12 protein-coding genes are annotated in these 14,645 nt (G+C 60.1%); 6 read left to right on the top strand and 6 right to left on the bottom strand.

Annotation, left to right across the window (positions count from 1 at the left end):
- Positions 1–62: 62 nt before the first annotated feature.
- Both PQQ95_RS20240 and PQQ95_RS20235 read left to right on the top strand, forming a co-directional pair.
- Positions 63–1,046, top strand: coding sequence for an NADP-dependent oxidoreductase (locus tag PQQ95_RS20240; RefSeq protein WP_408440067.1), 984 nt, complete (start codon positions 63–65; stop codon positions 1,044–1,046).
- A gap of 124 nt (positions 1,047–1,170) precedes the next feature.
- Positions 1,171–2,502, top strand: coding sequence for a DUF1329 domain-containing protein (locus PQQ95_RS20235; RefSeq protein ID WP_408440065.1), 1,332 nt, complete (start codon positions 1,171–1,173; stop codon positions 2,500–2,502).
- A 152-nt stretch (positions 2,503–2,654) separates the two neighbouring features.
- Here the strand turns inward: PQQ95_RS20235 and PQQ95_RS20230 are convergent, their stop codons facing one another.
- Positions 2,655–4,115 carry a DUF1254 domain-containing protein gene (locus PQQ95_RS20230; RefSeq protein ID WP_408439777.1) on the bottom strand — a complete coding sequence of 487 codons (1,461 nt, stop codon included), beginning with the start codon at positions 4,113–4,115 and terminating at the stop codon, positions 2,655–2,657.
- A gap of 318 nt (positions 4,116–4,433) precedes the next feature.
- Positions 4,434–5,348: a DUF1254 domain-containing protein gene (locus PQQ95_RS20225; protein WP_408439774.1), complete on the bottom strand. Its 915-nt coding sequence runs from the start codon at positions 5,346–5,348 to the stop codon at positions 4,434–4,436.
- 455 nt (positions 5,349–5,803) lie between these two features.
- Between PQQ95_RS20225 and PQQ95_RS20220 the strand changes: the two genes are divergently transcribed.
- Together PQQ95_RS20220 and dmeF are read left to right on the top strand one after the other, a co-directional pair.
- On the top strand, positions 5,804–6,079 hold the full coding sequence (locus PQQ95_RS20220; protein ID WP_408439772.1) for a metal/formaldehyde-sensitive transcriptional repressor: 276 nt from the start codon (positions 5,804–5,806) through the stop codon (positions 6,077–6,079).
- Between the two features lie 8 nt (positions 6,080–6,087).
- Positions 6,088–7,371: a CDF family Co(II)/Ni(II) efflux transporter DmeF gene (gene dmeF / locus PQQ95_RS20215; protein ID WP_408439769.1), complete on the top strand. Its 1,284-nt coding sequence runs from the start codon at positions 6,088–6,090 to the stop codon at positions 7,369–7,371.
- Here dmeF and PQQ95_RS20210 read toward each other — a convergent pair.
- The 4 genes from PQQ95_RS20210 to PQQ95_RS20195 all read right to left on the bottom strand — a co-directional run bounded on the left by PQQ95_RS20210 (position 7,352) and on the right by PQQ95_RS20195 (position 11,857).
- Positions 7,352–8,797, bottom strand: coding sequence for an MFS transporter (locus tag PQQ95_RS20210; protein ID WP_408440062.1), 1,446 nt, complete (start codon positions 8,795–8,797; stop codon positions 7,352–7,354). The two genes, dmeF and PQQ95_RS20210, sit on opposite strands and share 20 nt — an antisense overlap.
- Positions 8,798–8,811: 14 nt before the next feature.
- Positions 8,812–9,939: an iron-containing alcohol dehydrogenase PsrA gene (psrA, locus tag PQQ95_RS20205; protein ID WP_408439767.1), complete on the bottom strand. Its 1,128-nt coding sequence runs from the start codon at positions 9,937–9,939 to the stop codon at positions 8,812–8,814.
- Positions 9,936–10,811, bottom strand: coding sequence for a phosphonoacetaldehyde hydrolase (gene phnX / locus PQQ95_RS20200; RefSeq protein ID WP_408439765.1), 876 nt, complete (start codon positions 10,809–10,811; stop codon positions 9,936–9,938). The genes psrA and phnX overlap by 4 nt, the downstream gene beginning before the upstream one ends.
- 170 nt (positions 10,812–10,981) lie before the next feature.
- The gene (locus PQQ95_RS20195) at positions 10,982–11,857 is read right to left on the bottom strand and encodes a LysR substrate-binding domain-containing protein (RefSeq protein ID WP_408439763.1); all 876 of its coding nucleotides are present in this window, start codon (positions 11,855–11,857) and stop codon (positions 10,982–10,984) included.
- A 328-nt stretch (positions 11,858–12,185) separates the two neighbouring features.
- On the opposite strand from PQQ95_RS20195, the gene PQQ95_RS20190 reads away from it, so the two are divergent.
- Complete coding sequence (locus PQQ95_RS20190; protein WP_408439762.1) at positions 12,186–14,315, top strand: alkaline phosphatase family protein; 2,130 nt, start codon at positions 12,186–12,188, stop codon at positions 14,313–14,315.
- An 11-nt stretch (positions 14,316–14,326) separates the two neighbouring features.
- Positions 14,327–14,638 carry a hypothetical protein gene (locus PQQ95_RS20185; RefSeq protein ID WP_408439760.1) on the top strand — a complete coding sequence of 104 codons (312 nt, stop codon included), beginning with the start codon at positions 14,327–14,329 and terminating at the stop codon, positions 14,636–14,638.
- Positions 14,639–14,645 lie beyond the last annotated feature (7 nt).

Raw genomic sequence — 14,645 nt, 5'->3', positions numbered from 1 at the left:
CCCATGCATGATTGCGAGCGATGGTCCACGGAGACGAAATGAAACCTGCAGAAGGCGCTGCAATGCGCGCGGTCGTGCTGGATCGAGTTGGCGGACCGGAGGTCATGAGGATAGCCAGCGTTCGGCGACCAGAAGCCGGTCCCGGAGAAATTCTGATCAAGGTCGCGTACGCGGGCGTGAATCCGGCGGACTGGAAGTGCCGGGAAGGGTATCTGAAGCCGTTCATCAACTATACGTTTCCCTTTGTCATCGGGTTTGACCTTTCCGGGACCGTGGTCGATATCGGGGCGGACGTGGTCGGCTTCGAGAAGGGTATGCGGGTTTTTGCACAGAGTGACGTTGGGGCTGGCAAATGGGGTGCCTACGCTGAATTCGCCGCGGTTTCGCAGGCGTCAGTGGTGCGTATGCCCGAGAATCTCAGTTTTGCGCAGGCCGCCGCGGTGCCGACTCCCGCTTTGGCCGCATGGACCGGCCTCTTTGAAGATGGAGAACTCCAGCCGGGCCAACGCGTGCTGATCCATGGCGGGGCGGGGGCGGTTGGTGCCTTCGCGACCCAGCTCGCGAGGCACGCCGGTGCGCATGTCGCGGTCACTTGCGGCGCCTGCAACTTCGACTATGTCACGGCTCTTGGGGCTGAATACAACATCGACTATCGAACGCAGGACATTCTGACTGCCGTTCATGACTGGTCGCCGGCAGGAGTCGATCTGATTCTGGACACGGTCGGCTGCGCGACGCTGCCGGCTGCGTTGGACATGCTACGGCCGGGTGGCACCCTGGTCAGCATCCTGACGTTGATGCAATCTGACACCGGACCGGATCATGAGGACGCAACGCGGCGCGGCCTTCGGACCCGGGTGGCTTTCAGCAAGATGCCAAGCGGCCGGCAACTGGGCCAGGTTGCAGATCTGCTTGCGCGCGGCCAGGTTCGTCCCCCGCGCATTGAATCGTTGCCCATCGAGCAAGTGGCGCACGCTCATGACATGGTTCAGAACGGCACGCACCGTGCGAAGCTTGTCTTACAGGTTTCAGACGACCTGACCTGAATGCGCGGAAGTTGATTTTCCGTTGCACCGGAAATCGGCAAAAAACTATTTAACAACACGGAGTGAGACAAAATTGAAACTTTCATCTGCAAGAATATTCGGATTACTTATCATCAATGCGGCGATGGTATTCTCGAGTACTTCCGCTGTGGCTGCAATGAGCGTGGAGGAACTCAACCAGCTGGGTAGCTCGCTCACGCCGATGGGAGCAGAGCGCGCGGGCAACAAGGACGGCACCATTCCCGCATGGAGCGGAAAGTGGTTGGGCACGCCGCCGGGCGTCGTATACAAGGAGGGAGATCGATATCCTGATCCGTACCCGGGCGAACAGCCGCGTTTCGTCATCACCGCGCAAAACATGTCCGAATACCAGTCCAATCTGACCGATGGGCAGAAGGCGCTTTTCAGACAATACCCGTCGACATTCAAGATGATCGTCTACCCGAGTCATCGTGATTTTCGCTACGACGAGGCAGCGTACAAAAATATCAAAAAGTATGCGCAGAATGTGCAGATGACTGCGGACGGTAACGGTCTTAAAGACTATCCGCCGCAGGCGCCTTTTCCGGTTCCGCAAAGCGGACAGGAGCTGATGTGGAACCTGCGTTTCTCATCAGCCGTTGCTACCGAGGCCGCCGTATACGATCAGGCGGTTGTCTATCCGACCGGCAGTATTGCCTGGGGGAAGTGGAAATATGACATCTGGTCGCCGATGAACGGCCCGAAGTTCGATCCTGGCCAACCGTTTATCGACAGGACGTTCGCTCGTGTGGGCACAGAGTTGCCACTCAGCGACCGCGGCAGTCTCATTGTTTCGCAAACCTATTGGGACCACGAAGGATCCGATCTCACCAAAACATGGGTTTATAACCCGGGTACCCGGCGAGTGCGCCAGTCTCCCGAATATGGCTTTGATCAGCCTCAGGGACCGGGCGGGTTCAGAACAGTAGATGACGATCGGCTATTCAACGGTTCCGGTGAGCGTTACAACTGGAAAATTCTCGGGAAGAAAGAGATCTATGTCCCATACGACAATTACAAACTCAACGATTCTTCGATCAAATACGCGTCGTTGTTGACGAAAGGACATCCCAATCCGGACTTTGTCCGCTACGAGTTGCACCGCGTCTGGATCCTGGAGGCGACCCTGAAATCAGGTTTCCGCCATCAATACGCCAAGCGGGTGATCTATCTTGACGAGGACACATGGATGGCATTGCTGGCCGACAATTATGATGCTCACGGCCAGTTGTGGCGCACCAACATGCAGACGACGTTCTATGCGTATGACGCCCAGCGGTTTTATGCGGCAACCGTCTTTTATCAGGATCTAATTTCTTCAGCATACATGGCTGATCGAATGACTAATGAGGGGAAAGTGGTGCGGCTCAATAGCGCCCCGGAATTCAACGAGGGATATTTCTCGCCGGATTCGATTCGGGCCTCGGGTCTCTGAGGCGCGTTTTCTACCGCTGAGGTGGCCTGACTCCATGCGGCGCGGGTGCCGGGCGACTGGTAACTACTGGTAATTGCTGGTCGGGGGCGGGCTAATGTTGGCGCTACTGCCCATAACCCCCGCCGCTCAACCTCGCAATTCGTCAAGATCGCCTATTCCACTCGCTTAACCGGTGGTGGTGACCACGAGCCGTCGAGAATCGCCCGTTTAGGCCAGTATGCGCGAATGTAAAGCGAGAATGCGTCCTTTGGTGCCGGCACCCAGTTCGTCTCCTTATCCGCGCCTGGTGACTCGTTCTGAAAGTAGAGCGTGAGCGATCCGTCCGGGTTGTATTGGAGAGTTTTGTTCTTGGTACCGAGCGAAAAACGATTCAACCGGTTGGGTTCGAAAAGATGCGCGCTGTTGTAGAGCGTCAGAGACCAGAACCCGTCCACGGGAGGGATCTGCCCTTTGGGGAAAGTCACGGTGTAGCGGTTCGCGCCGCTCAGACGCTGGCCGGCGGAATCGAAATCCGTATAGATGTATCGCGTTTCCTCGGGCGCGTTATCGTACATGTTCGACTTGGCGGTGGCCGTCCGCGAAAGATAATCCATTCCCCAGCGTGCGCCATTTGGAGGTGAAGTCCAGCCTTGGCCGACTGGCCGGCCGTTGTTGTGGAATTCGAAAAGCGGCGCGATGACGTCCGCCTCTGTCGCGACGGCAACTTGTACGAGCGATGCCTTCAACTGAGGGTCTTTCGACGCCGCGGTCAGTACCGAATCGATCATGTTGTAGAGGGCTTCTTCACCTGGCAGAGGCGGGATCATCTTCATCACCCCCGGCAACTCGTCGAAGAACTTATCGGGGACCACCCATTTGACTTCGCCTTTGCCGCCCGTATCGGGTCCGGGGAACGACGGTGTGTCCTTCCAGTTCGTGGTCTGCATTTTCCCTGTGAACTGATTCAACGGGTACACCATGATTTGCCTGAGCAAGGGCTGGATCGCAGCCTTGTCCTCGGGCGTATCGTCCTGGAAGACTCGCGGGAAGACAGTGATGAGATCGGTTGGCGACCGATAGACGGCATTGATGCCAGCGGGCTTCGTACCTTTCCAATGCGGTCCTACGAGCAGATAGAAGCCCGGTTTGGTGTGATGCTGTTTTCCGATACTCGCGAATGAATCGGTGCGCGCATCCGTCATCTGATAGGTATAGAAGCGGCTGCCAAAATCCGGTACCTGAACGACGACTGGCGTGACGTCTAGCCGCATAAAACCGGCGCCGTAGACCGTGTCCTGATTGGGACAGGTTACAAAGTTTTCGGCTGCGTCGATATAGTCCGTCAGCATCGAGATGTGATTGGGTGGCGAGGCTGGCACGACTCCGCCGACTCGCCCCGGCTCCGGCAAATCCTTCATCCCCAGCGACCGGTTGAAATTATTGACGAGCGGCCAACCCCAGATATACGCGATGCGCCCGACGGCGGCCGCGTATTCCTTCGTCATGACTGTTCCGGGCGGTGTACCCGGTACTTCCGACGCCGTCCGCGGTGCCGGAACCTGTTGCGCATGGACTATCGGATTGCCCGTGATTGCGAGGACAATCGACACAGTGATGCGGGCACGTTTCAGCATCGAATCCACTCCTTATTGCTGGCAATTTGCGGAAATGAATTACTTGAGCGTATCAATCTCCAACAGCTTCTATATTTCATCGAAAAATAGTTTTTCGATGCCGTAGCGATGATTAATACCAGATTTTTTGGAGTATGGCACCAAAGCGATTCTCAGCCCTTGAAATGAAATGGGCGCGAGGCAATTCGATTTGATGTGTCGCCGGTTCAATGAAGGCATGAATGACCGTTACTTCTTCGAAGCCGTCGTCGCGTTCGCGCGAACGCGAACGGCGGCAGTGGGTCGCGGCCCTGGCGATCACAAAAGCGGGGAGTTTCTTTACTGCGCTGCTTGAACAACTTCATGCGCTTCGGGGAACCTCCAGCGACCGTTCAGTACCTCTGCGTTCGGTCGGTACAGGCGAACCATGTAGTTCCAGTTGGGAGGCGTGACCAGACAGTTGGGCACGCTCCCGTCGCAACCGCCAAATTGCACCGTCACTGCGCCGTCAGCATCCCGTTTCGCTAAAAGGCTGCTGACCGTGTACGCACCCTGTGCGTTCGGCTCAAAAAAGCCCTTCTCGTTATAGACGCTGATCGACCAGAAACCCTTCACCGGCACATTCGCAACTTTCAGCCGATAAACCGTGTTGCCGTCGTTGCGCAGAGGCACGACGTTGAGGTAGACCGCGTCCTTTTCCGGGTTACCACCCCAAGCCATGGCCGCGCCTATCAGATGCCGTACGGGCGAGACCGTGCCAGGCATGCCGAACGCGCCATTCAGATCGCCGAGTGAGGCTCCCAGCTTGAGGAGCGCGTCATGCATGCTCTGCTGCGAGGCCCTGTCCCAGTCCGGAATCTCAAAGCTGCCCTTTGCCGTCTGCCGCCACGTGATACCGTCCTGCAACGCATGGGCAGCCTGCATATCAGCGGGGTCACGGACGTCGGCGAGCGTTCGTACGCCAATCAGCAGGTAGCGCGTGCCGACCGCCTTGCGCGTGAACGTGTAAGGCCCGTTCCCGTACGCCACCAGCGGAACATTCTCATCCTCGTTAATGGCGACAATCGAGCGAAGGCGCTTGCCTGCGTCCGGCAAGGTGATGGTTACAGCGCCAGCGTCGAGATCGAACACACCGGCGGAATACAGCGTATCGCGGTTCGGCCGTATAACGGCCTGCCGCTCGACGGGCATCAAGTCGCGATAGTGAAGGAGCGTACCGAAGCCGCCGTGTTTCGCGAGCGCCGAAAAGTACATGTCGGTTTCGGCACGCGCGAAGTTGTCTGCTGTTACCGGTACGCCGCCTGATCCAGCGGCTGTCTGCGCCACGGTCGGCAGCCCAGTCATTGCAACGGCTACCGCGAGCGAAAGCCTGAAATGGCCCAGCAAGCGAACCTTCGACTTCATGCCTCCTCCTATATTTTCTTCAATATCCGAGCCCAGATGGTCCGGTTGACGACTCTATAGGTGGGAATGTGGCGATGTCCCTCTCTTTTTGGGGTGGGTACCGGCGCAACTGCTGGAAGTCCGCTGGGACGAACGTTTAACCACCCGTTCATTCGCAGGTCGACAGCTATGAACACTAATCCTGTTTGGGAAGTGTTTGATAAGTCCACTGGCATCAAAAAACTGCGCCATCAACAAATACCCCCACCCCCTATGCTACCCTTGCGGGCACTATATACCCCATGGGGGTATTGGGAGAGCGCATAGTGAGTCACACGATCCAGGAAAAACAGAAGCTCCTCAATAGGGTTCGTCGCATCAAAGGACAGGTCGAAGCCATCGAGCGGGCGCTCGAGGAAGAGCACGGCTGTTCGGACGTGCTGCAACGAATCACGAGTTGTCGGGGAGCGATGAACGGTCTGCTTGCGGTTGTGCTGGAAGACCACATCAGGAACCACCTCGTCGACGCGGAAAACGGCGAGGAGGGCGGTGCCAGCGCGACAGAACAACTCATCGAAGTTGTTCACAGCTACTTCAAGTAGAGTTAAAAATGAGCGATTTCAAAGACGCTGCATTCGGTGCAGGACATCACCACATCTTTCTGGGTGTGGGGCACGAAAAGAACGAGCGCAAGACGTGGGCCGTGATTGCACTGTGCAGCGCAATGATGCTTGTTGAAATCGTCGGCGGCAGTATGTTCGGTTCGTTGGCGCTCGTCGCCGACGGTCTGCATATGTCGACGCATGCCGGCGCGATGCTGATAGCAGCGCTCGCGTATACCTACGCGCGCAAGCACGCTAGCGACTCCCGCTTCGTATTTGGTACCGGCAAACTGGGTGACCTCGCGGGGTTCACAAGCGCCATCGTGCTCGCGATGATCGCCGTGCTAATTGGCTACGAGGCGGTGTCGCGCTTTCTATCGCCGGTACCCATTCATTTCGGTGAAGCAATTCCCATCGCGGTGGTCGGCTTGCTTGTTAACCTGGCGAGCGTGTGGTTACTGAGCGGCGGCGATCATGGACACAGTCACGGTCATAGCCACGGGCACGGCCATGGCCATGATGATCACGCTCACGAAGAGGAAGTGCAGAAGATTTTCGCCCCGTCCGGCGTGTTTGCCGTTTCCATCTTCGAGGACGGCGTGCCACCCGTTTTCCGCATTACGCCGGCAACTGTAACTTCACGACTGGATGCTTCTGCGGTTTCCGTTACGACGGTGCGGCCCGATGGGACAGAACAGGTATTCGCACTGGCAGACCGTGGTGGCTATCTGGAATCGATAGAAGACATTCCTGAACCGCACGCCTTCAAGGCCATCGTGCGGATGCCGGACGGCGAGTATGAAGTCGAATTCGAAGAACATGAACACCACGACGACGCGCATGAGGCGGCGAGCCGCGACCATAACATCCGGTCCGCCTATATCCACGTCATGGCGGACGCGGCCGTCTCCGTGCTGGCTATCATCGGCCTCGTCCTGGCACGCGCGTTTGGCTGGCTATGGATGGACCCGCTCGCCGGAGTCATCGGCGCGCTGGTGATTGCAAACTGGTCGTACGGTTTGATGCGCGACACGGGCGCGATCCTGCTCGATATGAACTCTGACCGGCGCATGGCGGAGAACGTGCGTCACGCTATCGAGGACCACGGCGACAAAGTTGTCGACCTCCATGTATGGCGGGTCGGGCCCGGTCACATGAGCGCGGTCGTGTCCGTGGCAACAGATGAAACCCAGCGAGACTCGCGCTTCTATCATGCGGTGCTCGGGCGCTTCAAGGGACTGTCTCATGTCACCGTTGAGATCCAGCCGTCACTCACGCAGTCAGCGCGTTAGGCTCGACTGCGGAGTCCACACCTGTATCCGCGCTGCCTTCTTCAAGCGACACGTTACGCGTTTCGCGGCCTCGCAGACACCACAATCCTGCCGCAAGCGGCCCGGGCAGCGCCAGCACCAGCAAGCCGATTAAAGCGGACGAGGGCGTGCCGACCGCCGCATAGAGACTGGTGAGCATCATCGGCGCGATGACGGCGCCGAGACGGCCGACGGCGACCGAAACGCCCAGACCCGTTGCGCGGATTCGCGTCGGCAGAATTTCTGACGAAACCACATACCCGGAAATGTAAGCCCACGTCACACCAAACTGGATCAGGCAATAGCCCATCACCATGCCCGGCAACGTATGCATGGCATAGAGGAAGACGATCGCCATGACCGTGAACGTGTAGCTGACGAACAGCGAAGCCCTGCGTCCCCATGCTTCGACGAGCACGGAAGCGGTGAGCCCGCCGACCAGCGCGGCGGCATTGCCGTACATGTAGTAGAGCGGCATATCCGCTGACGGCACCTTCATATAAGGAAGAATGACGAGCGCCATCAACGAGAGCACGCCATACACAACCGCCGCCTGTGAGAAGTTCAGCGCGCCGGCCAACGCGGTACGCGAGCGGTAAGTCCCGAACAGCTCGCGCACGTTGTGCCAGAACGCCGGTACGGCATGGGTAAAGCGCGTCTTCGCATAACGGCGTTGCAGCGTCGCCTGATCGTGTTGGGACAGGTTCTCGTGCAGCGCGCTTGCCGCAATCCGCTCGACGATTGCTTCCGCTTCCGCGACGCGGCCTTGTTGCAGCAGCCAGCGCGGCGATTCCGGAATCACGCGTCGAATCCAGAAAAAGATCAGCGCCATCGTGGTGCCGAAGCCAAATCCCACACGCCATGAAATCTCCGCCGGCAGATGATTCAGCACAAGATATGAAATCGCTGCGGAGAGCAGTGCGCCAACCGGAAATCCGGAAAGGATCAGTGAGTCGGTCCGGCCGCGATGTCGCTTCGGAATGAACTCGCCCATCGTCGCGGTCACCGCGGAATATTCTCCGCCGACCGCCAATGCGGTCATCGCGCGAAAGAACAGGAACGATTCAAAGTTCCACGAGAACACCGTCGCGACGCTGAAGAACGCGTACCAGAGCAGCGTCGCGAGAAACAGGCGCTTGCGGCCGAAGCGGTCGGCCAGATAGCCGAATGCGATCGCGCCCACCAGCATGCCGAACACCCAGATGCTGATCGCCAGCGAGCCTTGCGCGCCGCTGAGATGCCACTGCGACTTGAGTACGCCGAAGACGCTGCCGATGATGTTCGTTTCGAACGAGTCCAATGCCCAGCCGACGCCGAGTGCGAACACCATCAACGAGTGAAAGCGTGTCCAGGGCAGGTTGTCGAGCCGGCTGAGCGCATCGGTTTCGACGATATGCGAGGTTTTCATCATGGATGTCTCCTTCATTGCAGTGCGGCTTCAGGTTGCCGCGGAGCGAAATCGAAATGCGGAAAGCGCGTGCGCTCGCCGATGAAATTACGGCCGCGCGCACCGGCGAACGCGTCGTCGACGATCCGTTGCCACTCGTCCGCGTCGATGCCATACGAAGCCGGATGGCTGCCGACACCGAGCAACTCGAGCAATGCGGCCAGTTGATCCGGCGCCGTGCCCGTGTCGCCGAAGATTTCGGCGAGTGCGGCGTCGCAGGCGGCGTCGACACCGAGTGCCGCTTGCATCACGGCGGGTAAGCAGAACGAGCAGGCGATACCGTGCGCTACACCACGCGACAATGTGATCGCGTAGGAGATGTTGTGCGCCAGCGCCGTGCGTGTGTTGGAGAACGCGAGTCCCGCTCGCAGTGCGCCTAGCGCCATGCCGCTGCGTGCATCGAGATCGGTGGGATTCGCGCTTACCTTGCGCAAGCCGGCAATCAACTCGCGGGCCGCATGAATCGCGAGACCTCGCGTGACCGGGTTCGCGTGCACGTTCCAGATGCTTTCGAGCGCGTGCGACAGCGCATCGAGCCCGCTGGCGATCGTCGGCTGCATGGGCAAACCGACCATCAGACGCGGATCGACGATGACGGCTTCCGGATACAGGTCGTCGCGCGACAGCGACAGCTTGCGATCGTTGGCGGGATCCCAAAGCGTGGCCCAGCTCGTGACCTCGCTGCCGGTGCCGGCGGTCGTCGGCACGGCGATGATCGGCAGTGCGCGCCGCGTGGCTACGCCGTCGTCGTCGAGATAGGCCAGCACACGGTCGAAGTCGCCGTGTTCGGCGGCCAGTACTTTGGTCGAGTCCATCACCGACCCGCCGCCCAGCGCGACCAGCACCTCCGGCTTGCGCGGCATCGCGGCAAGCTGCTCGCAAACACGGCGGAGCATGGACATTGAAGGGTTCGCTTCGATCGTATCGATGCACAACAATGCCGGGCCGGCGAGACTTTCGATACGCGCGGCGATCTCGCCGAACAGCGCGTCGGGGTATGTCACGAGTACGTAACTGCGACCCGCCAGTGCCTCGCCGATTTCGTTCAGCGAGTCGACACCGAAGCAGACGCGTACCGGGTTATGGAAATGCCAGTCGCTCACGCTGCCTCTCCCGCTGCAAGCAAGGCCTCGCTCCTGTCGATCACGGGTTCGAGATCGGCGATGCTATCGATGACAAAGTGAGCCCCTGTCTCCAGCAATCTGCCGCGGATCAGGCGCAGACGCGCGTCGCGCTCTGCCGGAGCCAGCGCCTGCCACTCGGCGAGCGAGAGACCCATTTCGTTGCCGGTCGCGACAATGCCCACGGTCCACATGCCGGCGGCGAGACCGGCTTCGAGACCCGTAGGACTATCGTCGACGACAACGCAACTTTGCACATGCGCCGCGCCGAGCGCGAGTGCGTTGGCAAGGCACATGTCCGGCCACGGACGGCCGCGCGCCACGTCGCTGACCGTGCAGCAGAAGTCCGGCTCATAGCCGTGACCGGCGGCGATCGGCAACAGGTTCTGCATCACCTCGCGCGGGTAGCCCGTGGTGCTGCCGATCGCAATGCCGCGAGCACGCAGCGCAGCCATCGTCTCGAATGCGCCGGGAATCAGCGCGCTGTGACGGGCCACGTTTTTTTCGTCGACGCGCAGAAATGCCGCGTACAACGTGTCGATGTCCTGCTGCGACGACGGCCGGCCGTGCTGGGTCGTCCAACGCGTCTGGACGGTCGGCATGGCGAGAATCATCTCGATGTGCTCGCGCTTTGCCGCGCCCATCGGGAGACGGGCCTCTGCGATCGAGATCGGCACCTGGGCGTCGGCGAAAACCTGGCGGAACGCCTCGACGGGCGCAATACAGCCGAAGTCGAGAACCGTGCCGGCCCAGTCGAAGATCGCGGTGGTGATCGGGCCGCGCCAGGCTCGGCGCGGTGCGATGTGGCGGGGGAACGCGGAGGCGTCGTGGGAAATATCGTCTGTGAAGTTCATGCTCGCACCTGAAGTCGGATAGTGTGAGCAGCAGGTTAGGTGCGGCGCGTGACACAGCAATGATCGAAATACCCGTTGTTAATCCATGGATTGAACGGAAAATTCGTTAGATAGGGAGGCTTGAATGGCCGGCGCGTGATGGGCGGCACGGGCCGAAACGCGCTTTCAGATCACTTCCTGAACGGCCGGCACCGCTCGACGGCCGTGAAAAACGACGACACCAGCCGGCTGTCGCGCCGTTCGCTCAGACAGCACACGTGAATGTGAGTCTCGACCGGTTCGCCTTCGATACGAAGCGGGCGCAGTCTCTCGTCGGGGATGTACTCCGCTTGCGATACCGTGCCGACACCCAAGCCCCGCGCCACCGCTTCGCGTAGCGCCTCGCGACTCCCGATGTCCATCGCCACGCGCGGTTTCAGCCCTGCCGCATCCATCGCGTCTTCGAGCGCGCGGCGGGTGGTCGAGCCCGGCTCGCGCATCAGCAGCGGTTGTGCGGCCAGATCTTCCAGTGTGACGCTCGTGCGCCGGGCAAACGCATGCGATGCCGCGACGAAGGCGATGACCGGAAACGTCGCATACGGCTGGGTGAAGTAGCGCGCATCTTCGAATGCACGCGCGACGACGCCGACATCGCAGGCGTATTGATCGAGATTACGCAACACCTCTTCCGAATTGCCGAGCGTGACGGATAGATGCATGCGCGGATGAATCGCGTGATAAGCCTCGATCATTTCGGTGACATGAAAAGGGCCGACCGCGCCGATCTTCAGCGTGCCGCGTTGCAGCGCGCCGCTGTCGTGCAACAGCGAGATGGCATCCGTCTCGCAGCCGCTGATGCGCCGCGCGATCGGCAAAAAGTCGATCCCTAGCGCAGTGAGTTCGACGCGACGTCCACGCCGGTGAAACAACTCCACGCCGTGGTCCTGTTCGAGCGTCTGGATTTGCGACGTGAGCGTGGTCTGGCTCATCGAAAGCGCTCGTGCCGCTGCGGTGAAACCACCGTGTTGCGCCACGGCGATAAAGCTTCGAATCTGGGTAAGTGTCATAGCATTCAGCGAAAAATCCGTGTCGAAAACCGGGAACGAGCGAATTTTTCAATGTACGTCAGTAATGTGACAAACCTGCTTCGCGCGACTTTTATGACGTCAGGTTTGCAATTCGCGCAAGTTGCTTGCCGCCAGAAATCCATGCGGCAGGCTGCAGGATTCGCACGAAAATTTCGGGGACTCGCGCGAATTCGACTGGTAAATCCGTCACTTCGACGTCGTGCGTCTTCCTTATTCTTTGCTCGCGTTTCCCCACTTCAGAAAAAAAGGCGCGAGCATGCGAGTAGATCAATCTGGTTTCACTCCCTCAAAAAGCTTGACCCGGCTGATGGGTTCCGCGGCGCTGGCGATCGCGACGGCGGCCACACTGGCTGCCTGCAGCGGCGGTCAGACGACGAGTTCCGCAGCCGGCAACACGCAAGTGAACGGTGCGCCGCCCTCGAGCAGCGATCAGAGCGCGGGAGCCGTCGTCAATCGCGCGCTCGTCATCGATCTCGATGGCGCGACGTACAACGCGTTGAAGGCCGGCATCGCGGCCGGCACATTGCCGAACCTCGCCAAACTGCAGATCCAGCTTGCGTACAGCGGCGGTGTGACGGGAACGCTCAGTCAGCAACCGACGTTCGATACGCCAGGCTGGGCCACGCTGCTGACCGGCACGTGGGCGGCGCGTCATCAGGTCTTGTCGGACGCCCCGCAGCAAACGCCGCATAGCGAAAGCATCTTTCAGTTGACCCGGGCATCGAGCACCGGCCTGAACGGCGTGGCGGCTGCCTCCAGCGGATTGGCCCAGTTGCTTTCGGTGGACCATAGCGCCGGATATCTGGACACACTCGCCGACTGCTCCGGAAGCGCGACGGCTTCTGATTGCGTGACAAGCCAGACAGTTCAGATGATCGATAAGGGCTACACCACGATATTCGCGCAGTATCACGCGGCGCAGGACGCTGCAGTCGATTACGGGCTCGCAGCCGCGCAATACGCAAACACATTGACGCAATTGGACCAGTCCGTCGGCACGCTGGTGGCCGAGACCGCGAAAGTTTCGAATAGTCAGTGGCTGATCGTGGTCACCGGAAATCACGGGCTGAGTGCGAACAGTCAGGACGACGGCTTGCCGCTGGTGCCGGAGTCGACCACCTTCATCGGTCTGAATCAGAGCGCCAACAATGGAGCGGGCTTCAATGGCGCGACAGCGCCCACGACCTTCAGCCAGCTCTATGCGTCGCCGAGCATTGCGGACGTGACGCCGACCTTGCTCGCTTACCTGAGCCAGGTGCCGGCATCCGCCGCTTACACGATGGATGGCGGGGAACTGCTCGGCGCACAGCCGGTGTCCCAACTGGTCGCCACGGTCAATAACAACAACTCGCCCACTGCGAACGTGGTCCTGCAATGGAGCGCTCCCGCAAGCGGCACGGTCGCCGTGTTGCGTGACGGCAAGGTGATCGCGTCGAATCTGCCCGCGGGAACGAGCACTTACACGGATACCCAGCTCGCGCAGGAATTGACGGCGCAGGGGAGCTACTTGCTGAATTACACGGTACAGGTGGGCGCGACGGCAAGTCCGGCTCTGCGCTCGACACTCGCGCAGGTGTCGTTCGTGCCGCCGATTCCGCTTGCAAGTACGCTGACCAACGGCCTGACCGTCTACTACCCGTTCGGCAGCGCATTGCCGCCGGTCGACAAGCTCGGCCACAGCACGCTGGGGCCGTACGCCGCCGATTTGCCCGCGGCAGCCGCTTCGATCGTATCCGGACCGCCGGGCAGCGACCATGGACTGCTGGTGGACACCAACTTTGTCGATAGCAACGGTTTTGAAGGCTACAAACTGACCCCGGCATCCGGCTTCGACGTTTCGCAAGGATCGGCGCCGCAATTCACTGTCGGTTTCTGGTTCAAGGTGCAGTCGTGTATCGCGACCAACGACGTACCGGTCTTCTCCAACAAGAACTATGTCAGCGGCGGCAATGCGGGTGTTGCGATTGGTCTGTTCGCCAGCAGCACCGCCAATCAATGCGGCATTGCGTTCAACATCGGTTCGGGTGCGGGCGTGCGCACCGACGGTCCGACAAGCCCGTACACGCAGGTCAGCGTGGGGCAGTGGATCTACATCGCCCTTTCGGTGGACGGCGTGGCGAAGACGATGAGCATGTATGCGCTGGACCCGTTGCTCGGTAAAGCCGAAATCCTCAACAAGCCGACCGGCTCGGTGGATCTGAGCAAGCTGTCGCCGTTCGGCCAATGGGGTGTCGGCGAAGACGGCACCGGCACCTATCTGATGAACAAATGCAACGGCAGTGTGACGTCGCCGTACACGGCCGGCAAATGTGCAACCGCGCCGACCTATCAGCAGATGTTCGGCGACCTGGCCATGTGGAATCGCGCACTGAGTCAGTCGGAAGTGGAGTCGATATTCCTGTCGCAAAAGCCGCTGTCGACATTGCTGCCCAATTGAAGGGAGTTGAAATGAACATGTTCATCCTGCTTGAACGGCACTGCGCGAGGGCGGCGCGCGGTGCGTTTGCAACCACTGCGGCGATTGCCAGTATTGCCGCGTGTCTGCTGGTATCCGGATGTGGCGATGGTGGCTCGTCCACGACTGCGAGCGGTCAGCCCGCGAGACAGGCGATGGATGGCAGCACGGCGCCATTGGGCGCCGGCGGCGCCGCCAGCGCGGTGCCTATCGTGCTGATGCCGGCATCCGGTCCGTGTGCGGCGTCGGGTACGACCGCGCTGCAATCGCCGCAACTGAATTCGCAGATCGACTGCGCGCCTTGAGGCAGGG

The organism is Paraburkholderia caffeinilytica, from assembly GCF_046030355.1.
In the GTDB taxonomy this organism is placed as follows: Bacteria; Pseudomonadota; Gammaproteobacteria; order Burkholderiales; family Burkholderiaceae; genus Paraburkholderia; species Paraburkholderia caffeinilytica_B.
This window is presented reverse-complemented; position numbering and strand designations above follow the sequence as displayed.